The 23708-nt window shown below is 74.7% G+C and carries 21 protein-coding genes and 1 pseudogene; 15 read left to right on the forward strand and 7 right to left on the reverse strand.

The window, feature by feature from the left end:
- Positions 1–21 precede the first annotated feature (21 nt).
- Both G9H71_RS13875 and G9H71_RS13880 read left to right on the forward strand, forming a co-directional pair.
- Positions 22–1197, forward strand: a complete 1176-nt coding sequence (locus tag G9H71_RS13875) for an acetoin utilization protein AcuC (RefSeq protein WP_166282829.1) — start codon at positions 22–24, stop codon at positions 1195–1197.
- 166 nt (positions 1198–1363) lie between these two features.
- Positions 1364–1579 carry a helix-turn-helix domain-containing protein gene (locus G9H71_RS13880; protein ID WP_166167004.1) on the forward strand — a complete coding sequence of 72 codons (216 nt, stop codon included), beginning with the start codon at positions 1364–1366 and terminating at the stop codon, positions 1577–1579.
- On the opposite strand, the gene G9H71_RS13885 is transcribed toward G9H71_RS13880, so the two are convergent.
- Complete coding sequence (locus tag G9H71_RS13885) at positions 1546–2748, reverse strand: sensor domain-containing phosphodiesterase (protein ID WP_331272988.1); 1203 nt, start codon at positions 2746–2748, stop codon at positions 1546–1548. The two genes, G9H71_RS13880 and G9H71_RS13885, sit on opposite strands and share 34 nt — an antisense overlap.
- Before the next feature lie 211 nt (positions 2749–2959).
- On the opposite strand from G9H71_RS13885, the gene G9H71_RS13890 reads away from it, so the two are divergent.
- The 10 genes and pseudogenes from G9H71_RS13890 (at position 2960) to hemB (ending at position 13131) form a co-directional block, all read left to right on the forward strand.
- Positions 2960–3055, forward strand: coding sequence for a 30S ribosomal protein bS22 (locus tag G9H71_RS13890; RefSeq protein WP_166166998.1), 96 nt, complete (start codon positions 2960–2962; stop codon positions 3053–3055).
- Between the two features lie 89 nt (positions 3056–3144).
- Complete coding sequence (locus tag G9H71_RS13895; RefSeq protein WP_331272989.1) at positions 3145–4023, forward strand: lysophospholipid acyltransferase family protein; 879 nt, start codon at positions 3145–3147, stop codon at positions 4021–4023.
- A 101-nt stretch (positions 4024–4124) separates the two neighbouring features.
- A complete protein-coding gene (locus G9H71_RS13900) occupies positions 4125–4379 on the forward strand; it encodes a glutaredoxin family protein (RefSeq protein WP_166282831.1) in 255 nt (84 codons plus the stop codon).
- Positions 4380–4584: 205 nt separating this feature from the next.
- A complete protein-coding gene (locus G9H71_RS13905) occupies positions 4585–6183 on the forward strand; it encodes a flavin monoamine oxidase family protein (RefSeq protein WP_166282833.1) in 1599 nt (532 codons plus the stop codon).
- A gap of 29 nt (positions 6184–6212) precedes the next feature.
- Positions 6213–6902 carry a Rid family hydrolase gene (locus G9H71_RS13910; RefSeq protein WP_231134806.1) on the forward strand — a complete coding sequence of 230 codons (690 nt, stop codon included), beginning with the start codon at positions 6213–6215 and terminating at the stop codon, positions 6900–6902.
- Between the two features lie 485 nt (positions 6903–7387).
- Positions 7388–8023: pseudogene (locus G9H71_RS13915) on the forward strand (redox-sensing transcriptional repressor Rex); the annotation flags it as partial.
- 53 nt (positions 8024–8076) lie between these two features.
- Complete coding sequence (locus G9H71_RS13920) at positions 8077–9504, forward strand: glutamyl-tRNA reductase (protein ID WP_166282835.1); 1428 nt, start codon at positions 8077–8079, stop codon at positions 9502–9504.
- Positions 9501–10496: a hydroxymethylbilane synthase gene (hemC, locus tag G9H71_RS13925; protein ID WP_331272991.1), complete on the forward strand. Its 996-nt coding sequence runs from the start codon at positions 9501–9503 to the stop codon at positions 10494–10496. Before G9H71_RS13920 ends, hemC begins: the two co-directional genes overlap by 4 nt.
- Positions 10493–12133, forward strand: coding sequence for a bifunctional uroporphyrinogen-III C-methyltransferase/uroporphyrinogen-III synthase (locus G9H71_RS13930; RefSeq protein WP_166282837.1), 1641 nt, complete (start codon positions 10493–10495; stop codon positions 12131–12133). The genes hemC and G9H71_RS13930 overlap by 4 nt, the downstream gene beginning before the upstream one ends.
- A complete protein-coding gene (gene hemB / locus G9H71_RS13935; RefSeq protein ID WP_166282839.1) occupies positions 12130–13131 on the forward strand; it encodes a porphobilinogen synthase in 1002 nt (333 codons plus the stop codon). Before G9H71_RS13930 ends, hemB begins: the two co-directional genes overlap by 4 nt.
- A gap of 154 nt (positions 13132–13285) precedes the next feature.
- Here the strand turns inward: hemB and G9H71_RS13940 are convergent, their stop codons facing one another.
- The 4 genes from G9H71_RS13940 to G9H71_RS13955 all read right to left on the reverse strand — a co-directional run bounded on the left by G9H71_RS13940 (position 13286) and on the right by G9H71_RS13955 (position 16213).
- A complete protein-coding gene (locus tag G9H71_RS13940; RefSeq protein ID WP_231134807.1) occupies positions 13286–13801 on the reverse strand; it encodes a GNAT family N-acetyltransferase in 516 nt (171 codons plus the stop codon).
- Positions 13802–13877: 76 nt separating this feature from the next.
- On the reverse strand, positions 13878–14576 hold the full coding sequence (gene mobA / locus G9H71_RS13945; RefSeq protein WP_331272992.1) for a molybdenum cofactor guanylyltransferase: 699 nt from the start codon (positions 14574–14576) through the stop codon (positions 13878–13880).
- Positions 14573–14851, reverse strand: coding sequence for a DUF6457 domain-containing protein (locus G9H71_RS13950; protein WP_166282842.1), 279 nt, complete (start codon positions 14849–14851; stop codon positions 14573–14575). The genes mobA and G9H71_RS13950 overlap by 4 nt, the downstream gene beginning before the upstream one ends.
- A 54-nt stretch (positions 14852–14905) precedes the next feature.
- Positions 14906–16213 carry a lytic transglycosylase domain-containing protein gene (locus tag G9H71_RS13955; RefSeq protein WP_166282844.1) on the reverse strand — a complete coding sequence of 436 codons (1308 nt, stop codon included), beginning with the start codon at positions 16211–16213 and terminating at the stop codon, positions 14906–14908.
- A 423-nt stretch (positions 16214–16636) separates the two neighbouring features.
- Between G9H71_RS13955 and G9H71_RS13960 the strand changes: the two genes are divergently transcribed.
- From G9H71_RS13960 to G9H71_RS13970, 3 genes are all read left to right on the forward strand, one after another.
- Positions 16637–19252, forward strand: coding sequence for a glutamate--cysteine ligase (locus G9H71_RS13960; protein ID WP_166282926.1), 2616 nt, complete (start codon positions 16637–16639; stop codon positions 19250–19252).
- Between the two features lie 67 nt (positions 19253–19319).
- Positions 19320–21203: a S9 family peptidase gene (locus tag G9H71_RS13965; RefSeq protein WP_166282846.1), complete on the forward strand. Its 1884-nt coding sequence runs from the start codon at positions 19320–19322 to the stop codon at positions 21201–21203.
- Between the two features lie 9 nt (positions 21204–21212).
- Positions 21213–21899 (forward strand): nucleoside/nucleotide kinase family protein, encoded by a 687-nt coding sequence (locus G9H71_RS13970; protein ID WP_166282848.1) that lies wholly within the window; start codon positions 21213–21215, stop codon positions 21897–21899.
- Positions 21900–21909: 10 nt separating this feature from the next.
- Here the strand turns inward: G9H71_RS13970 and G9H71_RS13975 are convergent, their stop codons facing one another.
- Positions 21910–23181 carry an MFS transporter gene (locus G9H71_RS13975; protein ID WP_166282850.1) on the reverse strand — a complete coding sequence of 424 codons (1272 nt, stop codon included), beginning with the start codon at positions 23179–23181 and terminating at the stop codon, positions 21910–21912.
- A gap of 37 nt (positions 23182–23218) precedes the next feature.
- Positions 23219–23689: an ATP-binding protein gene (locus G9H71_RS13980; protein ID WP_166282852.1), complete on the reverse strand. Its 471-nt coding sequence runs from the start codon at positions 23687–23689 to the stop codon at positions 23219–23221.
- Positions 23690–23708 lie beyond the last annotated feature (19 nt).

Below are 23708 nucleotides of genomic sequence, written 5' to 3' on the forward strand. Positions count from 1 at the left end.
GTCGGGCGTACGGTGACCGCCGTGACGAGTCCGGTCGAGGTCGCGTGGGACGCCTCGTTCCTGTCCTACGACTTCGGCCCCTGCCACCCGATGACGCCGCTCCGGCTCGACCTGACCATGCGGCTGGCCGACGAGCTCGGCCTGCTCGCCGGCGTCAAGGTCACCGACGCGCCGCTGGCGGATGAGCGGCTGCTGGAGCTGGTCCACGACGCGGGCTACGTCGACGCGGTCAAGGCGGCGGGCGCCGCGCCCGAGGACGCCGACCTCGCCCACGGGCTCGGGACGGACGACACCCCCGCCTTCCGCGGGATGCACGAGGCGAGCGCGCACTACGTCGGGGCGACCGTGCAGGCGGCGGAGCACGTGTGGTCGGGGGAGGCCTCGCACGCGGTCAACATCAGCGGCGGCCTGCACCACGCGCTGCGCGGTGCCGCGGCGGGCTTCTGCGTCTACAACGACTGCGGCGTCGCGATCGCGCGGCTGCTCGAGCTCGGGGCGGAGCGCGTCGCCTACGTCGACGTCGACGTGCACCACGGGGACGGGGTGGAGGAGGCGTTCTACACCGACCCGCGCGTCCTCACGATCAGCCTGCACGAGACCGGGCTCGCGCTCTTCCCCGGCACCGGGTGGCCGGGGTCGAGCGGGGCGGCCGGTGCCGAGGGCACGGCGGTCAACGTCGCGCTGCCGCCCGGCACCGGTGACGCGGGGTGGCTGCGCGCCTTCGACGCCGTGGTCCCGCCGCTGCTCGCGGAGTTCCGCCCGCAGGTGCTCGTCAGCCAGCACGGGGCCGACAGCCACGCGGCCGACCCGCTCGCCCACCTGGCCCTCTCCGTCGACGCGCAGCAGGCGTCCTACGCCGCCCTCCACCGGCTGGCCCACGACCACTGCGAGGGCCGTTGGGTCGCGACGGGGGGCGGCGGATACGAGGCCGTCGAGGTGGTGCCGCGGGCGTGGGCGCACCTCATCGCGATCGCCGCGCACCGCCCGCTCGACCCCGCCACCCCCTGCCCGGAGGCCTGGCGGGCGTACGTCGGCGAGCTGGTCGGGCGCCCGGCGCCGGCCCGGATGACCGACGGCGCGAGCGCGTCGTTCGCCCCGTGGACCGGGGGCTACGACCCCGCCGACCCGCTGGACCAGGCGATCCTCGCCACCCGCGCGGCCGTCTTCCCCTGCTACGGGCTGGACCCGCAGCCGTAGCCCATGGCGGGCCGATGACCTAGCACAGGTAGGCCACCCGGGCCTAACCGACACACCGGCTTCCCCACGAGTACCTCACGCCCCTACGCTTACGGGCGGGCGTCCGGGTGACGCGAGTGCCGGAGGGGAAGCCGGCACCCGCCCGGTCGCAGGGAGCCGGTGGGCGATGGCAGGCAAGGACCGGGCCGCGGGAGCGGCCCTCGGCGAGGTGCGTTTCCTCACCGTCGCCGAGGTCGCGTCGATCATGCGCGTCTCGAAGATGACGGTCTACCGGCTGGTCCACAACGGCGACCTGCCCGCGGTCCGCGTGGGGCGGTCCTTCCGCGTGCCGGAGCAGGCCGTGCACGACTACCTGCGCGACTCCTTCGTCGAGACCGCCTGAGCCAGCGGCCCCGGCCGCCCCAGCAGGAACCCCTGCACCAGGTCGACCCCCAGCTCCTCGAGAGCGTGCAGGTCCTCGACCGTCTCCACGCCCTCGGCCAGCAGCTCGGCGCCCAGCGAGGCGGCGAACCCCACGAGCGAGCGGGCGAGCGCCTGCCGGACCGGGTCGGCGGCGATGCCGCGGGTGATGTCGATGTCGAGCTTGATCGAGTCCGGGCGCAGCTGGAGGATGTGCCGGAGGCTGGAGAAGCCGGCGCCGGCGTCGTCCACCGCGACGTACGCCCCTCCGGCCCGCAGCTCGTCCAGGGACCGGAGCAGGGCCGGGTAGTCCACCACCGGCGCGTGCTCGGTGACCTCGACGACCAGCCGGTGCCCGGGCTCGGCCAGCAGCCGGGCGAGGACCCGTGGGTCGAGGAGCGCCTCCGGTGACGCGTTGACGCCCAGGCGCATGCCCTCGGGCAGCTCGGGCAGGTGCTCGAGCGCGCGGTCCAGGGCGACCAGCTCGAGGTCGGGGCCGAGCCCGAGCTGGCCGGCGTCGGAGAAGACCTGCGCCGGGTTCGGCCCCAGGGCCAGGTCGAAGCGGGACAGCGCCTCGGCGCCGACCACCTGCATGTCCGCCAGGCGCACGACGGGTTGGAAGACCGGCTCGACGGCGCGGGCGGCGAGCGCGCGCAGCATGCGGGTGCGGGACCGGTCGCGGGCCTGCTCCTCCGCGGCTGCCGCGGCGTCCAGCGCCCCGTCCTCGCTCTCATCGAGGAGCCCGGCCAGCAGTTGCAGGAACCGCGCGTCCCGGTCGTCGAGCCGGGGCTGGGCGCTCCGGCTGACGCAGCACAGCATGCCCTTGGCCGAGCCGTCCGGGCGCGTGACCGGGACCCCGACGTACGCGCCGATGCTCAGCTGGTCGGTGATCGGCAGGTCGCGCGTGCGGGGGTCGTGGCGGGCCTGCGGGATCACCGAGGGGAGGTCGCCGGCCAGCACGCGGGCGCAGTACGAGTCCGAGTAGCTGGTGCCGCAGTTGATCTCCAGCCCGATGCCCGCGATGTCGCCGTCGGCCGCCAGGATCACCTGCTCACCTCGGGTGAACTGCGAGAGCCAGGCGACATCCATGCCGAGATGGGTGCGCGCGAGGTGCAGCACCCGCTGGGTGCGTTCCGCGACGACGGTGGACACGCTGCCTCTCTCCCCGTTACTACCAGACGTGAACAGCCAACTACAGGTACCTCACGCTCGCCGTCCCGGGGCCCACTGAGACCCGATCGAGACGGTAGGATTGGCCTCCACGGTCCAGTCGTGTGCCCTTGTGCCCCCTCCGGGGCGCGATTCCCACGGCCGGGCGGCACGTGCGAAGTTGATCTCTCTCGGATCTGGGCTAGGAGCTCGCGTGGGTTCTGTCATCAAGAAGCGCCGCAAGCGGATGGCGAAGAAGAAGCACCGCAAGCTGCTCCGTCGCACTCGCGTGCAGCGCCGCAAGAAGTAGGCCTGCGTCGGTCCGGGACGCATCGAGCGCCGCGGAGCTGGTCAGGGGTACGCCCGGCCGGCCCCGCGGCGCAGTCGTACCCGCCTCCGGTGGCTGAGGCCCACGGGGGCGGCCCGGCTGGTGGCGGCGAGCTGATCCCGCCCTGGCTGGTGCGCGGGCTGGAACTGGCCCGCTCGCGGCTGCGCGGCGACGCCCCGGTCGACGAGTTCGGCTTCGACCGCGAGCTGACCGAGACGGTGCTCGCGGCCCCGCTGCGCCCGCTCGTAGAGCACTGGTTCCGCGTCGACGTACGCGGCCTGGAGCACGTCCCCGGCACCGGGGGCGCGCTCGTGGCAGCCAACCACTCCGGCACCCTGCCGGTCGACGCGCTCGTCACGCAGGTCGTGCTGCTCGACCGTCACCCCGCCCACCGGCCGCTGCGGCTGCTCGCCGGCGACCTGGTCTTCGAGCTGCCGCTCCTCGGCAGCCTCGCCCGCCGCAGCGGCGCCACCCTCGCCCGCCGCGAGGATGCTGAGCGGCTGCTGGCCCACGGGGAGCTCGTGGGCGTCTTCCCCGAGGGCTACAAGGGGCTGGGCAAGCCCTGGGCCGAGCGCTACCAGCTGCGGCGCTTCGGCCGCGGTGGCTTTGTCGCCTCCGCCCTGCGCACCGGCCGCCCGATCGTGCCGTGCGCCATCGTCGGCGCCGAGGAGATCTACCCGATGATCGCCGACGCCGCGCCGCTCGCCCGCCTGCTCGGGCTGCCGTACTTCCCCGTCACGCCCACGTTCCCGTGGCTCGGGCCGCTCGGCCTGGTGCCCTTGCCGTCCAAGTGGCTGATCGAGTTCCTGCCGGCGGTGCAGACCGCCGGCTACGGGCCCGAGGCGGCCGACGACCCCGGCCTCGTGGCCGAGCTGACCGCTCGGGTGCGGGACGCCGTCGCGGAGTCGCTCGCCCGGCTGCTCGACGAGCGCGGCCCGGCCTTCGGCTGACGGCGGGCGCCGGCACGGGGATCGGGACGCGGACAGGGGCCACGCCGCGGGCCGACCGGGCCTTCGTCGGCGCGGACCCCGCGTAGTGCGAGGATCGGCCCGTGCCCGAGAAGCAGCCGCGGATCGTCCTGGTCGCGAAGCCGGGGTGCCACCTCTGCGAGGCCGCCCGCGCGACGGTGGCCAGGGTCGCCGCCGACACCGGCGAGGCGTGGGTCGAGCGCGACATCCTCGAGGACGCTGCCATGCACGAGCGCTACTGGGAGCGCATCCCCGTCCTGCTCGTCGACGACGTGCAGGTCGACTACTGGCACGTCGACGAGCAGCGCATGCGCGCCGCCCTCGCCCGCCGGGCCTGAGCCTCGTCGCGGCCGAGTCGCCGGCATCGGACCGGAACCGCCTGCCGCCCCGCTGACAGGCGAACTCCTCTTCCTACTCGTTTGTCTGAGCAACCGTCCGTTGCCACACCCTTACATGTCGTTGATACGCCCGTAACACCTCGCCGAAAGAGTCACGGCGCGCCTCCTGTGGCGCGCTTCCCATGCTCTGTACGAGAGGCATTTCATGGCGGTCACGCGACGGCAGTTCCTCCAGCAGGTAGGCATCACCGGTGGCGCTGGAGTGATGTTCTCCACGATGGGGGCCATGGGCATGATGCCCGCGGCGGAGGCCAAGACGCTTCCGTTCCGTGCCCCGAAGAAGTCCGACTTCACGCTCACCGGCAAGGCGCACAAGAACATCCTCATCCTGGGCGGCGGCATCGCCGGCCTGACGTCCGCGTACCACCTGCAGAAGGCCGGCTACGACGTCACGATCCTCGAGGCCAACAACCGCCCGGGCGGGCGCAACTGGACGGTCCGCAAGGGCGACACCATCACGGACCTGCGTGGTGAGACGCAGGAAGCCACGTTCACCCGTGACCAGTACATGAACGCCGGTCCCGCCCGGCTGCCGCAGAACATGGTCACGCTCGACTACTGCCGTGAGCTCGGCGTCCCGATCGAGCCGTTCATCAACCAGAACGCGGACGCCTACCAGTACCGCGAGGGCACGACGCCCATCTCCAACCGCCCCATCCGGCACCGCGAGGCGAAGGCCGACGTTTACGGCTACGTCTCCGAGCTGCTCGCGAAGGCCACGGACCAGGGCTCTCTCGACACCTACCTCACCCAGACGGACAAGGACGCGCTCATCGCGTTCCTGCGCAACTTCGGCGCGCTCGGCAACCGCGTGGCCGGCGACCCGGCGGGGAGCTTCAAGTACACGGGGACCGACCGGCGTGGCTTCATCACGACGCCCGGCGCGGGCTTCGAGGACGGCGAGCCCGTCCCGCCGTTCGCCATGCAGGACGTGCTGGCCGCCGGCCTCGGCAACTACTTCTCGTTCGAGTTCGGCTGGGACCAGGCGATGATGATGTTCCAGCCCGTCGGGGGCATGGACCGCATCGCCTACGCCTTCGAGGAGGCCGTCGGCAAGGAGAACATCCGCTACGAGGCCGAGGTCACGAACATCGAGAACACCTCGACGGGCGTGAAGGTGCAGTACATGTCGCGCGGCCGCCACATGCGCGAGATCTCCGCCGACTACGCGATCTGCACGATGCCTCCCCAGATCGTCGCCAAGACCCCGTCGAACCTCCCCGCGGACATCATCGCCGCGAACGCGTACGCCACGAAGTCGCGCAGCGGCAAGCTCGGCATCGAGTACAACCGCCGCTGGTGGGAGGAGGACGAGCGCATCTACGGCGGCATCACCAACACCAACATGGACATCTCCAACATGTGGTACCCCTCGTCGGGCTTCCACGGCGAGCGCGGTGTCGTCATCGGCTACTACTCCTCGTCCGCGAACTACGGCAACCTCAACCACGCCGGCCGCGTCGAGCGGGCGCTCATGCAGGGCGCCAAGATCCACGGCGAGAAGTACAAGCAGGACATCAAGTCGACGTTCTCGATCTCCTGGGACCTGGTGAAGTACCAGGAGGCGGCGTGGAACTCCTGGCCGTCGCGCACGAACGGCCACTACGGCCGGCTGCTCGAGCCCGCGGGCAACATCTACTTCGCCGGCGACCACCTGAGCCACACGATCGCCTGGCAGCACGGCGCCATCGAGTCGGCCCGCCTCGCCATCACCAAGCTGCACGAGCGCGTCCTCAGCCGCTGACCTCTGCCAACTCCATGAAGGGTGCTTCCATGAATTTCGCATCTGCGAAGGTGCGCGCGGCTCTACCTTCGCGTCGTGCGCGCGTCGCCGTGCTCGCGGCCGCGGGCATGCTGGTCGCGGGCGGCGGCTTCACCGCCGGCGCGGTGGCCGACGGGCCGTCGATCCCGAAGTCGCGCACCGCAGTCACGATCCTGCCGGCCGGCCAGGCCAACCCCTCGATCGCGAACGGTGTCGCCTTCGCCAAGAACGTCGCGCTCTACAACTCGAGCGGCATCGGCCCGTCGGGGCTCAACACGGCCGCGCCCGCGGGCACGCCGGAGCGCTACATCGACACGGCGATCTTCCCGGGCGGCGTGCTGCCGCAGGGCGTCACCGTCACCGAGGCCCAGGCCATCAACAACCTGCGCCGTATCGGCGAGAACCTGTCAGCCATGGGGCTGACGTTCAAGGACGTCGTCACGATGCGCGTCTTCCTCGACGCGCCTCCCGGGGCGGCCCGCGCGGACTACGCCGGCTGGAACCGCGCGTACCGGCAGTACTTCGCCAACACCAACGTGCTCACCGGCGCGACGATCAACGTCCCGCTGGGTACCGCCCCCGCGGCGCCGCCGTTCTTCGTCAACCCGACCCGCGTCTCGCGGTCCACGCTCGAGGTGGCCAGCCTGGCCGTCGAGGGCTGGCTGATCGAGATCGAGGTGGACGCGGTCTACCCGCGCTGACGACCGGTCTGCGCAAGCAGGCTCCCGGCCCCGTCCCCGCCGACCGGCGGGGACGGGGCCTTCGCGCATCCGCCTCCGGCGCGCAGGGCGGAGCGGCCCGCGCCGGGGGTGTGGCGTACGAGACATCGCTGGTCGCAGCACCGGTTCGCCGCGCGTGTGCGCGCCGCTCCGTTTCGATCACCGGCAATCGCCGGAGTGCCGGCAGAACCCTTGTCGTTCCGGGCATTCCGGGCGGAGAAGCGGATGTGCGCAGCCACCTGCTTAGGGTCGCCTAACTTCCCGTGTCGGCCGTCGGGAGCGCTCCGGCCGATGATCACTGACTTTGTTCCAACGTTCACAAACACGTAGCCTGTGCGGCGCCCCACCAGGACTTTTCAGGGAGTGCGAGCCCCCGAGTGACCGACCGCCGGACCGACCTACCCGTCGACGTCGACGACGCGGTTCTCGGCACCCACCGGACGGAGCCGGGAGACGGGGTGGACGACATGACCGGGCCGACGTCCCGCGGGATCCCCGAGGCGACGGTCGCCCGCCTTCCGATCTATCTGCGCGTGCTCGGCGCCCTCGCCGACGCCGGCACCCGGACCGTGAGCTCGGACGAGCTCGCGGCCCTCGCCGGGGTCGGCTCGGCCAAGCTGCGGCGCGACCTCTCCCACCTGGGCTCCTACGGCACGCGCGGTGTCGGCTACGACGTCGAACACCTCGCCTACCAGGTCAGCCGGGAGCTCGGTCTCACACAGGACTGGCCGGTGCTCATCGTGGGTGTGGGAAACCTCGGCTCCGCCCTGGCCGGCTACGCCGGCTTCGCCTCGCGCGGGTTCCGCGTCTGCGCCCTCGTCGACGCCGACCCCGACGTGATCGGGACGACGGTGCGCGGGCTGCGGGTGCAGCCGGCCGCCGAGCTCGAGGACGTCGTACGCCACACCGGCGCGTGCATCGGGGTGCTCGCCACGCCCGCCCCGGTCGCGCAGCGCATGTGCGACCGGCTCGTCTCTGCCGGAGTGCGGAGCATCCTCAACTTCGCGCCCGTCGTGCTCACCGTCCCCGCGGACGTCGACGTGCGCAAGGTCGACCTCTCCATGGAGCTGCAGATCTTGGCCTTCAAGGAACAACGCAAGACGTCGAAGGCCATCGCCGCGAGCCCCGTTCTGGGCTCGGCCGCCGGGGGTGTCCGATGACCCTCCTCGCCGTCGGCCTGTCCCACCGCACCGCGCCGGTGCCCGTCCTGGAGCGCGCGGCCGTCCCCGCCTCCGACGTGCCCGAGGTCCTGCTCACCGCGGTCGCCGCCGACCACATCGCCGAGGCGGTCCTGGTCTCCACGTGCAACCGCGTCGAGGTCTACGCCGAGGTCGACAAGTTCCACGGCGGCGTGGCCGCCCTCGGGGAGCTGCTGTCGAAGCGCTCCGGCCTGACGATCGACGAGCTCACCCCGCACATCTACGTGCACTACGAGGAGCGCGCGGTCGCGCACCTGTTCTCCGTCGCGGCCGGGCTCGACTCGATGGTCGTCGGTGAGGGCCAGATCCTCGGGCAGGTCAAGCAGGCGCTGCGCACGGCGCAGGAGACCGGCACCGCCGGCCGCGTCACCAACGAGCTGCTGCAGGCCGCCCTGCGCGTCGGCAAGCGGGCCCGCCACGAGACCGGCATCGACCGCGCCGGCCAGAGCGTCGTCGGGGTCGGGCTGGGCTTCGCGGCGGCCGCCTTCGGCGGCGAGGGCGTCGACGTCCTGGCGGGCGGCAGCCTCACCACGCTGGCCGGGCTGGCCGGCCGCTCCGCCCTCGTCGTGGGCGCGGGGTCGCTCAGCGCGCTCGCCGCGACCACCCTGGCGCGCGCCGGGGCGGTCGACATCGTCGTCGCGAACCGCACGCCCGAGCACGGGCGGCGCGTCGCCGCCGCCGTCGGGGGCCGGCACGTGCCCCTCGAGGAGCTCGAGGACGTCCTCGCCGCCGCCGACGTCGTCGTGTCCTGCACCGGGGCGCTCGGCACCGTCATCGCCGCGGACGTCGTCGAGCGCGCGGTTGCGCGGCGCACCACCGCCGGGCGGCCGGGACAGCTGGCGATCGTGGACCTCGCCCTCCCGCGGGACGTCGACCCCGACGTGGCGCGGCTGCCCGGCGTCACGCTCATGGACCTGGAGAAGGTCGGCGCCCTCGTCGCCGCCCAGGAGGGTGGCCCGGACGTCGGCGCGGCACGCCAGATCGTGGCCGGCGAGGTCGAGGCGTTCCTGTCCTGGCAGCGTGCCGCCAGCGTCGCCCCCACCGTGGTGGCGCTGCGCGCCCGCGCCGAGACGGTGGTGCAGAGCGAGCTCGAGCGGCTGGCCGGCCGGCTGCCCCAGCTCGACGACCGCGTCCGCCGCGAGGTCGACCAGGCCGTGCGCCGCGTCGTCGACAAGCTGCTCCATGCGCCCACGGTGCGGGTGAAGCAGCTCGCCGACGAGCCCGTCCCGGTGTCCTACGCCGAGGTGCTGCGCGAGCTCTTCGACCTCGGCCCCGGACCGGCCGAGGCGCTGTCGCGGCCGGTCGTGGAAGAGCCGGGCACGCCGGGCGTCGACCCGCTGGCGCAGGCAGACCTGCTCGCCCCGCCCGAACGGCGGCGTCCGTGACCGCCCCGCTGCGGCTGGGCACCCGCCGCAGCGCTCTGGCCCTCGCGCAGTCCGGGCACGTCGCCGACGCCGTCCGGGCCGCCACCGGCCGCGACGTCGAGCTGGTCGAGGTGACCACTCTCGGCGACGTCTCCCGAGAGGCGCTGACCGCGTTGGGCGGGACCGGTGTCTTCGTCAGCGCGCTGCGCGAGTCCCTGCTCGCCGGCGAGGTCGACTTCGCCGTCCACTCGCTCAAGGACCTGCCCACGGCGGCGCCCGACGGCATCGCCCTCGCGGCCGTGCCGGTCCGCGAGGACCCGCGCGACGCGCTCGTGGCGCGCGACGGCCTGACGCTCGGCGAGCTCCCGGCCGGCTCCCGGGTGGGCACGGGGTCGCCGCGGCGCGCCGCTCAGCTGGCCGCGCTCGGGCTCGGGCTGGAGACGGTGCCGATCCGCGGCAACGTCGACACCCGGCTGCGCCTGGTGACCGACGCGCAGGTCGACGCGGTCGTCCTCGCCCGGGCCGGGCTGTCGCGGCTCGGCCGGCTCGACGCGGTGACCGAGACGCTCGACCCGCTGCAGATGCTGCCGGCGCCCGGGCAGGGCGCGCTCGCCGTCGAGTGCCGCGCCGACGACGCGGCCACCGCCGCGCTGCTCGCCGTGCTGGACGACCCGGTCACGCGGGCCGCGGTGCTCGCCGAGCGCGCCCTGCTCGCCGCGCTCGAGGCCGGCTGCGCCGCTCCCGTCGGCGCGCTCGGCGAGGTGGCGGAGGGCGACGACGGCCCCGAGGTCTATCTGCGCGGGGTCGTCGCGGCGCCCGACGGAGCCGCCGTCCGGCTGTCCGCCACCGGCTCGCTCGCCGACGCGGAGGCCCTGGGCAGGCGGCTCGCCGCCGACCTCTTCGAGGCCGGCGCGGCCGAGCTCATGCCCGAACGACCGTCCGGAAGCGGGGCCGACCCCATGCCATCCGGTCCCATCCCACCCACAACACAACCAGGGGAGCGTGTGCCGTGACCCGGCCCGTCACGCAGAAGAAGCCGAGCGGCGAGAAGGCCTCGTCCGCCGCGCCCTCCGGCAACGTCGCCCTCGTCGGCGCCGGTCCCGGCGACCCTGCCCTGCTCACGGTCCGTGCCGTCGAGCTCCTCGGCACTGCCGACGTCGTGGTGGGGGACCTCACCCGCCACGCCGACGTCCTCGCCCGGCACGTCCGGGACGACGTCGAGCGGGTGGACACCAAGGACGGCGCGCTCACCGACACCGAGCTCGCCCGCATCCTCGTCCGGCACGCCCGCGACGGGCGCAGCGTCGTCCGGCTCTTCGCCGGCGACCCGTTCGTCGAGAGCCACGGCGCGGACGCGGCCGCGGCGCTCGCGAAGGCGAAGGTGGCCTTCGAGGTCGTCCCCGGGCTCTCGAGCGCCACGGCCGTCCCGGCGTACGCCGGCGTGCCGCTGACCTCGACCAAGTCGCCCGAGGTGCGCGTCGTGGACGTCACCGCGAAGAACGTCGCGTGGGACGCCCTGGCCGCCACCGGCGGGACCGTGGTGCTGCTCAACGCCGCGCCCGAGCTCGCCGACGTCGCCGCCAAGCTCGTCGCGGCGGGGCGCTCGGCCTCGACGCCGGTGGCCGTGACCTGCGAGGGCACGACCACCCGCCAGCAGACCGTCGTGTCGACGCTCGCCGCCGTGGCCGCCGACGCCGCGCCGGCGATCGCGTCGTGCTCGTCGGGCCAGGCGGTCGTGGTCGTCGGGGACGTCGTCACCCAGCGCGACAAGCTCTCGTGGTTCGAGACCAAGCCGCTGTTCGGCTGGCGTGTCCTCGTGCCGCGCACCCGCGAGCAGGCCGGCGCGCTCTCGGAGCAGCTGCGCTCCTACGGCGCCGTGCCCGAGGAGGTCCCGACGATCGCCGTCGAGCCGCCGCGCACGCCGCAGCAGGTCGAGCGCGCGGTCAAGGGCCTCGTCACCGGCCGCTTCGAGTGGATCGCGTTCACCTCGCGCAACGCGGTCAAGGCGATCCGTGAGAAGTTCGAGGAGTACGGCCTCGACGCCCGCGCCTTCTCCGGCATCAAGGTCGCGGCCGTCGGCGAGCAGACCGCCGCCGACCTGCGCGCGTGGGGCATCGTGCCGGACCTCGTCCCCAAGGGCGAGCAGTCCAGTGCCGGCCTGCTCGCCGAGTGGCCGGAGTACGACTCGGTGCTCGACCCGATCGACCGGGTCTTCCTGCCCCGCGCCGACATCGCGACCGAGACGCTCGTCGAGGGCCTGACCAACCTCGGCTGGCAGGTCGAGGACGTCACGGCCTACCGCACCGTCCGGGCCGCCCCGCCGCCCGCCCCGGTCCGCGACGCCATCAAGTCCGGCGGCTTCGACGCGGTGCTCTTCACCTCGTCCTCGACGGTGCGCAACCTCGTCGGCATCGCGGGCAAGCCGCACGCGACGACCGTCGTGGCCTGCATCGGCCCCGCGACGGCGAAGACGGCCGAGGAGCACGGGCTGCGGGTGGACGTCATGGCCGCCGAGCCCTCGGTCTCGGCGCTGGCCGCCGCACTCGCGGAGTACGGCTCGTCGCTGCGCCTCGCGGCCGCCGAGGCGGGCGAGCCCGTGCTGCGCCCGTCGGAGAAGCGGCCGTCCGCGCGGAGGAAGGCCAGCAAGTGACCCGCCCCGCCCCCGTGGGCTTCCCGGCGGCCCGCCCGCGTCGGCTCCGGTCGACGCCGGCGGTCCGCCGGCTGGTCGCCGAGACGACGCTCGAGCCGCGCCAGCTCGTGCTGCCGGTGTTCGTGCGCGAGGGCATCGACGCCCCCGTCCCGATCGCCTCGATGCCCGGCGTCGTCCAGCACCCGCTCGACGGGCTGCGCAAGGCGGCGGCCGAGGCGGCGGCCGCGGGCCTCGGCGGGATCATGCTGTTCGGCATCCCGGCTCACAAGGACGCGGTCGGCTCGGCCGGCACCGACCCCGACGGGATCCTGCAGCAGGGCCTGCGCGCGGTCGTCGAGGAGGCCGGGGACTCGCTCGTCGTCATGAGCGACCTCTGCCTCGACGAGTTCACCGACCACGGCCACTGCGGCGTGCTCGCCGCGGACGGCTCGGTCGACAACGACGCCACGCTCGTGCGCTACGCGGAGATGGCGATCGTGCAGGCCGAGGCGGGGGCGCACGTCGTCGCCCCCAGCGGGATGATGGACGGCCAGGTCGGCGTCATCCGAAGTGCGTTGGACGAATCCGGCTTCAGCAACGTATCCGTGCTCGCCTATTCGGCGAAGTACGCTTCGGCGTTCTACGGCCCGTTCCGCGAAGCGGTCGACTCCTCGCTCAAGGGCGACCGGCGGGCCTACCAGCAGGACGGCGCCAACGCCCGCGAGGCGCTGCGCGAGGTGCGGCTCGACCTCGCCGAGGGCGCGGACATGGTCATGGTGAAGCCGGCTTCGGCCTACCTCGACATCCTGCGCGCCGTCGCCGACGAGTCCGACGTCCCCGTCGCGGCCTATCAGGTCTCGGGGGAGTACGCCATGATCGAGGCGGCCGCCGCCAACGGCTGGATCGACCGCGACCGCGCGGTCCTGGAGTCGCTGACCGCCATCCGGCGGGCGGGGGCGGACTTCGTGCTCACCTACTGGGCCGGCGAGGCGGCCGGCTGGCTGCGCGCCGCCCGCTGACCCCCACCCCTCGCTGACCCCCACCCCTAGCTGATCAAGCACATCTGGCGAGTTGTCCACAGGCCGGCACGCTCCTCCGGGGCGTGCCGGCCTGCGCGTCCTGCTCCCGAAGCGCGGGCATCGCGCCGCCGCTGACCGGGCCGGCTCCTCGCCGTCAGGACAGGTCGAGCCGGGCGTCGACGCGCGCGGCCGGCTCCGGGACGGGCGTGCCGGGGGCGTGCGCGGGGGACAGGCTCGCTCCGACCTGGCGCAGCGCTCCGAGCGCCCCGGCGTTGCCCGCCGTCGTCACCGCGACGAGGCCCACGGCCCCGGCCCCCCGCGCCTGCGCGGCCAGCAGTTGCAGGGCTCTCCCGCCCACCCCGCGCCCGCGGCAGGAGCGGCCGAGCCAGATGCCGGCCTCGACGGTCGCGCCCGGCCCGGGCGGGGGCTCCAGCCGGGCGGCGCCGCAGACCCGGCCGTCGACCACCACGGCGTACACCGTCTCGACCGGCGGTGTGGCCAGCGCCCGTGCGCGGTGGAAGGTGAGGAAGGCGTCGCGGCGCTGCGGCGTCCAGCCCGGCGGCCCCTCGACGGAAGGCATCACCTCGGCCGGGTCCGCGTCGTCCACCGCCGTCAGCAGCAGCTCGTCGAGGAGCCGTTCGTCGAGCCGCTCCAACCGGGTCTCGGGCAACGGGGCCTTCCTGAAAGATCGTGAAGAATCAGCTGGGGACAAGGCTCCGGGCACTGCAGCGGGCGTAGCGTTGGCCTCAGCCCGGCTCGAGCATCCCCCGTCTCGAGCCGGGCTCTGGGGTTCTCGGGGCCTTTTCGCGGGCTTCCGCGCGGGCGTCCTCCGAAGGCCTTCCGGACGCTCTGGCGCCGGCCGCAAGCTCCTCCGCCCGGGCCACCTGCTCAGGGGTGTCGCAGTCCAGCCAGGGCGGCACTCCTGCGCCCACAGCCCTGACCGAACTGCGGGACAAGGGCGACAGCAGACGGCGCAGCGCCAGGCCTTCGACCGCGCCCACGCGCTCGACGGCGTCGTGCAGGGCCGCGGTGCGCCAGACCCCGCAGAGCAGCTGCTCGGCGCCACCGTCGTCGACGTAGAGCGCGCCGGCCGTGCCGCCTGCCGCCAGCTCCTCGCGCAGCCGTTCGACCGCAGCGCGAGTCAGGAACGGCAGGTCTGCCGACAGCAACGCGGTCACCGGCGACGCCACCGACGCCAGCCCCGCCGCGACCGCGGCCGCCGGCCCGCCCCCGGCCGGCTCCTCGCGCGCCCAGCGCACCGGCCGCGCGACCGGCCGCTCCGGCCCGACGACGACCACCTCGGCCGCGTCCGGGACGGCGTCCAGCACGCGGTCCAGCAGCATCCGCCCGCCGACGGGCAGCGAGGTCTTGTCCACGCCGCCCATCCGACGCGCCGCGCCCCCCGCGAGCACGACCGCGGCGTAGGCCGGGAGCAGCGGGCTCACTCGGGGGCGCCCTCGACTTCGGGATCGGGAGCGGCGGGCGGGATCAGCGCGACCGCCCGGTCCGCCAGCTCGCGCAACGCAGCGGGGCCCGCCCCCGACCGTCCCGCGGCCACCCCGACGAGGAACGTCGTCAGCGGCGCCGCCGGCCGGGCCACCCCGTGCGCGGCGTCGCGGGCCAGGTCGAGCACCAGGTCGCGTACGTCGGTGCCGGCGAGCTGCTCGGGCAGCCCCAGCTCCCGGACGAGCCGGTCGGTCCAGTCGTCGAGTCGGTTCACGGGGCCATCCTGCCCGCGCCGGCAGCCCTGGCGGGACGCACCGGGACCCGCGGGTCAGTCGCGGGGAGCGGAGGAGCCGTCGGGCGAGGCGCTTGCGGCAGCGGGCGACGCCGCCGTCCCGCTCGTCCGCGGGCTCGTGGCGGGCGAGGCGGAGGCCTTCGGCGTGCTCGGCCTCGACCCGGTCGGTGTCGCAGCCGGCGCCGTGGGCTCGGTGGGGGCGCTGGGCTTGGCCGTGGCACTGGGCTTGGCGGTGGCGCTGGGCTCGGCGGGGGCGCTGGGCTTGGGCGTGGCGCTGGGCTTGGCGGGGGCGCGGGGCTTGGGCGGGGCGCTGGGCTTGGGCGTGGCGCTGGGCTTGGGCTTCGCCGTGTGCTCCGGCGACGCCGCCTGGGTCGGCGCCACCGAGGGCGTCGGCTTGGGCTTGTCGGCGACGGCCGGCGTGGGCAGCGTGACGGTCAGGCCGGTCGCGTACGCGTGCGACAGCATGAGCACGTCGTAGACGTAGCTGTCGCTGTGGTTGTAGCTGAAGACCGCGGCCTGCCGGCCCTCGAGCGTCGACACGTCGCGGCCGCCGGAGCAGAGGTAGAGCCCGGCGGCGACGGCGGCGTCGTCGAGGTCCTGCGGGTCCTGCACGCCGTCGTCGTCCCCGTCGGCGGCGACCATCGCCCAGGTCGTGGGGATGAACTGCATGGGCCCGACTGCGCGGTCGTACTCGGTGTCGCCGTCGAGCCGGCCGTCGTCGCTGTCGGCGATGTTCGCGAAGGCGACGCCGTCCAGGCGCGGGCCGAGGATGGGCGGGCTGGGCTTGGCGTCGGTGCCGAGGACGCTGCCGCCGAACCGGCCGTGGTTGGACTCGACCCGCCCGATCGCGGCGAGCAGCGACCAGTCGAGCTTGCAGGACGGCTCCCACCGCCCGAGCAGGATCTGCGCCCGGCGGTACGCGGTGAGCGCGGCGAGCGGGATGCCGCTGCGGGTGAGCTCGGACGGCACGACGCGCGCGGAGGTGGCCTCCCCGGAGCCGGAGCCGGAGCCGGGCGCGCCGGAGGAGGGAGGCGACGTCGGTCCGGTCAGCCCGCCGGCGCGCAGCTCCTCGCCGAGGGAGGACACGACGGGGTCGGTCGGGACGACGATCGCGACCACGGGGGAGGCGGGGGCGGCCGGCGCGGGGGCGGCGAGGGTGGCCGGGGCGGCCGAGGCGCCGAGCGCGACGAGCGGGACGGCCACCAGGGCGGTCGAGGCGACGGCGCGCTGCCGGCGCGACGCCACGGCGGGCGCGAAGTCGCGTGACGTAGCCGAAGCGGCACTGCGCGTAGCGAAGACTCCGAGCGCCCGGACGCGGTCCGGTGTCCAGCGCGACAGGCGCATGCGGCGGCGGCTCCTCGACCTCGGTGACGTGCCTCTCCAGCCGAGCGGGCCCGGCCGGACGTGCGGACGCACCTGACAACGCCGGAGGCCCGGCGACGGTGCCGGCCTTCGCCGCGCCGTCGTCGGCTCCCCGCGGTGCCCTCGGGGCTGCCGAGGTCGGAGAAAACGCCCGAACCCACTCTGCCGCATCGTCGCCAGAACCTGAAGGGGACCTGAGCGTCGGGCATTTCACACGGGCGGAACCTGCCCGACACACAGGTTGGCGAGCCTGAGGCGTCTCCGCAGCTCAGACAGGGCAAGGAACGAAAAAAACGGGACGGCGTCCCGGTCGGCACCGCCGCACGCGGCTGGACCGCAGAGTCACGGAACGGAGACTGCGCCTTGAGCGAGGACCTCGACCTGCGCGGCCCCGAAGGCCTCGCCATGAGCGGGCTTCCGGACGGGCTTCCGGACGGGCTTCGGGCGGCCGGCCCGCTGCCGGTGGAGAGGACGGGCGACCTGCTGGACACCTCGACCCTCGGCGTGGAGGAGGAGTTCCACGTCGTCGACCTCGGAACCCGCGAGCTCGTGCCGCGGGCCCAGGACCTGCTCGACCGGCTGCCGGCCGGCAGGTTCATCGGCGAGCTGCACCGCAGCGTCGTGGAGACCAACAGCGAGGTCACCACGAGCCTGGACGACCTGCGCACCGACCTCGTCCGCTCGCGCCGGCTGCTCGTCGGGGTCGCCGAGGCGGCCGGGCTGGGCGTAGCCGCGACCGGGACGGTGCCGCTGGTCGACGTGCACGCCCTCGAGATCACGCCCACGAGCCGCTACCGGCACATGCACGACGAGTATCAGCTGCTCGCCCGCGAGCAGCTGATCTGCGGCGCGCAGGTGCACGTCGGGATGGCGGACCGGGACATGGCGGTCGCTGTGGCGCAGCGCCTCGGCCCTGAGCTGCCCGTGCTGCTCGCGCTGACCGCGAGCTCGCCGTACTGGATGGGCGCCGACAGCGGGTACGCCAGCATGCGCTCGCTGGTCTGGCAGCGCTGGCCCACGGCGGGGTCGAGCGGCTCGATCTCCACCGCCGCCGAGCACGACGCGCTCGTGGCCGACCTGGTCGCGTCGGGGACGATCAGCGACCCCAAGATGGTCTACTTCGACGTCCGGCCGTCGGCCCACCTGCCCACGTTGGAGCTGCGCGTCGGCGACTCCTGCCCGGACATCGACACCGTCGTGCTGCTGGCCGGCCTGTTCCGGGCGCTGGTGCGCCGCGAGCGCGACGCGGTGCTCGCCGGGCGCCCGGCGGTGCTGCCGCCGGCGCCGCTGCTGCGGGCGGCGATGTGGCGGGCGGCGCGCTCGGGGCTGGAGGAGGGGCTGCTCGCCCTCGCGTACTCCCCGCGGCCGGTGCCCGCCGAGGCGGCCGTGTCCGGGCTGCTCGAGCGCGTGCAGCCGTACCTCGAGGCGGCAGGCGACTGGGAGCAGGTCTCCGAGCTGGTCCGGCGCGCCCTCGCGAACGGCAGCTCCGCGTCGCAGCAGCGGCGGGCGTACGAGCGTCGCGGCCGGCTCACCGACGTCGTCGACCTGGTCCTCGACCAGACCCGCGCGGCGCCCGGCGCCAGTGTCGTCCCGGCGACGCCGGGCGGGATGCGCCTGCACGCCGGCTACTTCGCGGAGGGCGACGAGTTCCTGCCGCCGGCCGGCCCGAGCCCGGACTACGCGCCGGTGCTCGACGCGCTCGAGCGGCTCGGCCCGGCGGGGCTCCGCCAGCGCGAGGCTGCGCGCGACGAGGAGCAGCGCTCGCACGGCGTCACGTTCATGGTCGCGGGTGAGGGCAGCACGCGGCTCTTCCCCGTTGACCTCGTGCCCCGCATCGTCCCCGCGCAGGACTGGCGGCAGCTGCAGGCCGGGCTCGTCCAGCGGGTGCGGGCCCTCGACGCGTTCCTGCACGACGTCTACGGAGAGCGGGCCGCGGTGGCCGACGGGGTGATCCCCGGGTGGGTGATCGACGCGGCTCCCGGGCTGCGCTCGTCCGGCGCGCTGATGCGGCGCCAGAAGGTGCGCGCCCACATCAGCGGGATGGACCTGGTGCGCAACGGCGCCGGCGAGTGGTTCGTGCTCGAGGACAACCTCCGGGTGCCCTCGGGGATCGGGTACGCCGTGCAGAACCGGCGCCTGACGCGGGCTGTGATGGGCGACCTGCCGACCCCGCCGGGGCTGCTCGACGTCGACGCGGCGCCGGCGCTGCTGCGCCGGACGCTGCAGGACGCAGCCCTGCCGTCCGCGGCCGACGACCCCTCCATCGTGCTGCTGAGCGAGGGCCCGGCCGGCTCGGCCTGGTTCGAGCACCGCATGCTCGGCGAGGAGATGGGGGTGCCCGTGATCGGCCCCGCCGACCTCGCCGTCGAGGACGGCACCGTGCTGCTCATGCAGGGCGGCACCCGCAGGCGCGTCGACGTGATCTACCTGCGCATCGGCGAGAGCGAGCTGCTGCACTCGGCGGGGGCCGACGGCCGCCCGCTCGGCCCGCCGCTCATGGCCGCGGTGGACGCGGGCCGGGTGGCGCTCGCCAACGCCCCGGGCAACGGGGTCGGCGACGACAAGGCGGTCTACGCGTTCGTCCCGGCGATGGTCGAGTACTACCTCGGCGAGAAGCCGCTGCTGAGCTCGGTGCCGACCTTCCTGTGCGGCCTGCCCGAGCACCGCGAGACCGTCCTGGCGCGGCTGCCGGAGCTGGTGCTCAAGCCCGTCGACGGCTACGGCGGCGAGGGCGTCCTCATCGGCCCCAAGGCGACCGAGGAGGAGCTGGAGGCGGGGCGGCGGCAGATGCTGGCGGCCCCGCACCGCTGGATCGCGCAGGAGACCGTGCAGCTGTCCACGCACCCGGCCTTCGACGGCGCCCGCCTCGACCCCCGCCACGTGGACCTGCGGGCCTTCGTGTTCCTCGGCGAGGACGTGGTCGTGGCACCCGCCGCGCTGAGCCGGGTCGCGCCCCAGGGCAGCATGATCGTCAACTCCTCCCGCGGCGGCGGGTCGAAGGACACGTGGCTGCTCGGGTGAGGATTTGCCTCTCCCGGTGTCGATCACGCAGGGTTGCGCCGGTGGGCGGAAGAGAGGTCGGGGGCGCATGACGGGGCTGCAGCATCGCGGACCGCACCCGTCGGGTGCGGCGCACCCGGCAGCGGCGCTGCCCGTGCCCGAGGACGTCTACAGCAGCTGGTCGCCGACCGCGTCCCCGGACGGGTCGCAAGTGGCGTTCGTGTCCGACCGCAGCGGCGAGCCGCGGGTGTGGCTCGCCGAGCTCCTCGACGGCCGGCTCGGGCGCTGGGCCCCGCTCGGCGCGGACTTCGGCCGGGTCGACATGGTCAGCTGGTCCCCGGACGGCAAGTGGCTGGCCTGCTCGGTGGCGGCGCACGGCCGGTCGCGCAGCGAGGCGTGGATCGTGCGCCCGGACGGATCCGGACTGCGCATGGTGGGCGGGCGCGACGCGACGAACGCCACCGTCGGCACCGGGCGCGGGCACGCGTGGGTGGAGGACGGGCGCCTGCTCGTCACCGAGACCGGGCGGACGTCCCGCGCGATGCTGGTCGACCCGTTCACCGGCGAGCAGGAGGTCGTGGCCGAGGGGCCGCTGCTCACGCTGCTCGACGTGGACCGCTCGGGCCGGCGGGCGCTGCTGCGGCGCGGCCCGCGCGGGGCGCGCAGCCTCTTCGTCGTCGACCGCCGCGACGGCGTCGAGCTGCCCGTCGTTCCCGGCGAGAGGGAGGGGTCCACGGACGCCGGCGTGCTGTCCGCTGACGGGTCGGTCGTCTACGCCCGGACCGACGCCGGCCGGGAGCTGGTGGCGCTCGTCGCCGTCCCGCTCGACGGTGGAGCCCCTCGCCTCGTGGCGGGCCGGCACGACGCCGACCTCGCCGACATCGCGCTCTCTCCGGACGGCCGGTCCATCGCGCTGGTCTGGAACGTCCTTGGCGGCCGGAGCGCCCTCAGCACGCTGGACCTCGAGACCGGTGTGCAGCGCCAGCTCGACCCGCTGCCGCGCGAGGTGATCGACGACGTGCGCTTCACCCCGGACGGCAGCCGCCTGCTGCTCACCGCGGAGGGCTGGGCGGACCCGCGCGGGGTGTGGGCGCTGGACCCCTCGACCCGGGAGGCGGTGCCGCTCAGCTCCGACGGAGGCCGGGTGCTGCTCAGCTCCCCGGCTGCGACCACGCACTCGGTCGACGTCGGCACCCTCGCCGCGCCGCAGCTGCGCTGGCTGCTGTCGGGGGACGGCACCCCGGTCACCGGCTGGCTCTACCGGCCGGCGCACGCGGGGCCGTGGCCGACGATGATCCACCTGCACGGCGGCCCGGAGGCGCAGGAGCGCCCGGTCTACAACTCGCTGTTCCAGTCGCTCGTCGCGGCCGGGGTCGCGGTCTTCGCCCCCAACGTGCGCGGCTCGTCGGGGTTCGGCCGCACCTTCGTCCACGCCGACGACCTCGACCGGCGCTACGGGGCGATCGAGGACGTCGCGGCGTGCGCGGCCTACCTCACCGAGGCCGGGATCGCGCCAGCCGGCAAGGTCGGGGTCATGGGCCGGTCGTACGGCGGCTACCTCACGCTGGCGGCGCTCGTGTCCGACCCCGAGCTCTACGCGGTCGGCGTCGACGTCTGCGGGATGAGCGACTTCGCGACGTTCTACGAGCACACCGAGCCCTACATCGCGGCCGCCGCCGTGAGCAAGTACGGCCATCCCGAGCGCGACCGCGAGCTGCTGCGCGACCTGTCGCCGATGACCCGGATCGACCGGCTGCGCGCCCCGCTCCTCGTCGTGCACGGCGCCGAGGACACGAACGTCCCCGTGGTCGAGGCCGACCAGGTCGTCGCGGCCCTGCAGGAGCGCGGCGTCGAGGTGCGCTACTGGCGGGTGGAGGGCGAGGGGCACGTGCTGCTGGCCACGCCCAACCGTGTCCGCTTCGTGCAGGAGACGGTGGAATGGGTGTGCCGCCACCTCGGGGTGGCGCGCTAGACGGGACGCTTGACGACAGTGGATTTCTCCGACCTCGTCGAGCGCGCCCGGTCCCTCGTCACTTCCGGCGGGCCGCGCGTCGTCCTCGGCATCACCGGCAGCCCGGGCGCGGGCAAGTCGACGTTGGCCGAGGAGCTGCTCGCCGCGGTGCGCGACGAGCCGCCTTCCGGGCTGCCGGCGGGGGAGTGGGTCGCGCACCTGCCGATGGACGGCTACCACCTGGCCGACGTCGAGCTGGACCGGCTCGGGCGGCGCGGGCGCAAGGGGGCGCCCGACACGTTCGACGCGCACGGCTACGCGAGCCTGCTGGAGCGGGTGCTGCGGGAGACCGCCGACGTCGTCTACGCCCCGGCGTTCGAGCGCACGATCGAGCAGCCGATCGCCGGCAGCGTCCCCGTCCTGCCGGCGGCACGCCTTGTGATCACCGAAGGCAACTACCTGCTTCATGACGCCGCCGGGTGGAGGCGGGCGCGGGCTGCCATCCGCGAGGTCTGGTACGTCGACCTCGACGAGGACGTGCGCCTGGACCGGCTGGTGGCCCGGCACGAGCGCTTCGGCAAGGCGCCGGAGGCCGCCCGGGCCTGGGTGCGGGAGGTGGACCAGGTCAACGCGGACCTCATCGCCGCCACCCGCGGCCAGGCTGACCTCGTCGTTCCGAGCTCCCTGGTCGAGTCACTGGGCACGCCGCCGGCCTGACGAGCCGGCGCTACGGCACCGGGTGCCGCGCGTCGTAGCGCGCGAACCCGGGCTGCGCGGCCGCGAGCAGCACGACGGCGGTGACGCACGCGGCCCCGCCGATCACCGCGGCGGCCGAGTCGGTCGTCCACGAGGCGAGCGAGCCGAGGACCATGTCCCCGAGCCGCGGGCCACCGGCGACGACGACGAGGAACACGCCCTGCAGCCGGCCGCGCAGCACGTCCGGCGTCGCGGCCTGCAGGATCGTCGAGCGGAACACGGCGCTCACCGCGTCGCACGCCCCGGCCACGGCGAGGCAGGCAGCGGCCGGCCAGAGCAGCCAGTGGGCCGAGCCCTCGCCCGAGCCGGGCGCGGCCATGACGACGAGGCCGAACGCCGCGACCGCGCAGCCCCACCCCGCGACCGAGGCCAGCACAGCGAGGCCCTGCCGGCGTACGCCGCCGAGCGGCCCGGAGAGCAGGCCGGCCGCCATCGTCCCGACCGCGATCGCGGCCGTGAGCACGCCGACCGTGCCGGGGCCGCCGCCGAGCACGGCCGCCGCGATCGCGGGGAACAGCACGCGCGGCAGCGCCAGGACCATGGCCGAGAGGTCCACGAGGAACGTCATGCGCAGGTTGGGCCGGCCGCGCAGGAAGCGCAGCCCGTCCAGCACGGACGACAGCCCGGCGCGGACGACGTCGCCCTCGGGGCGCAGCGGCGGCAGCGCAGCCACGCCGACGAGCGCCACGGCGAGCAGCGCGACCTCGACGGCGTACGTCGTGGCGTAGCCCGCGGCACCCACGAGCACGCCCGCGAGCAGCGGCCCGACGGTGAGCGCGAAGCCCATCGACAGCGAGCTCAGCGCGTTCGCGGCGGGCAAGGAGGTGGCCGGCAGCAGCCGGGGGACGATCGAGGCGCGCGCCGCCGAGCTCACCGCGTAGCAGCCCTGCTGCACCGCCACCAGGGCGTAGAGCAGCCAGACGCTGCCGACCGAGAGCGCGGCCTGCAGCGCGAAGGCCGCCGCGACGGCGAGCATGCCGAGGCCGGTGACGAGGACCACGCGGCGGCGGTCGTGGGTGTCGGCGATGGCGCCGCCGTACAGCCCCATCGTGACGAGCGGGACGAGGGCGAAGGCGCCGACGAGGCCGACCGAGAACGTCGAGCCGGTCTCGTCGTAGACCTGCAGGCCGACGGCGACCGCGGTCAGCTGGGCGCCGGCTCCCGAGAGCGAGTTGCCGACCCAGAGCCGGCGGAAGGCGGGGCTCTCGCGCAGTGGGGTCAGGTCGAGGAGCAGGCGCGGCACCCGCTCGATCCTGCCGCACGGTCGCCCGGGGCAACGGCTACCCCCGGCGGGCGCTCACCTCGAACCACACGGCCTTGCCGTCGTCCAGCCCGCGCGTCCCCCAGCGCTCGGCCAGGGCGTCGACGAGCCACATGCCGCGCCCGCCCTCGGCGTCCGGGTGGGTCTCGGAGTCGACGAAGCGCGGCATCGCCCGCTCGGAGTCGTGCACCTCGATGTGGACGGTCTCGGCCGACTTGCTCACCTCGACCGCGACGTCGCCGCGCCCGTGCCGGACCGCGTTGCCGGCGACCTCGCTGACGAGCAGCTCGACGTCCTCGACCGATTCCGTCGCCACCTTCCAGCTGCGCAGCAGGCTGGTCAGGAACGCCCGCGCGGTCGGCACCGACTCGGCGACGCCGGGGAGCTGGAGCCGCGCGACCGGCGTGCCCGGGTCGAGCGCGGGAGCTCCGCCGGGTGAGCCGTAGATCGGCCCGCCGAGCCTGAGGTCCCCGGGACGCGGGAGAGTCATCACCGTCGGACAGCCCCTT

The organism is Motilibacter deserti (assembly GCF_011250635.1).
Taxonomy (GTDB): domain Bacteria; phylum Actinomycetota; class Actinomycetes; order Motilibacterales; family Motilibacteraceae; genus Motilibacter_A; species Motilibacter_A deserti.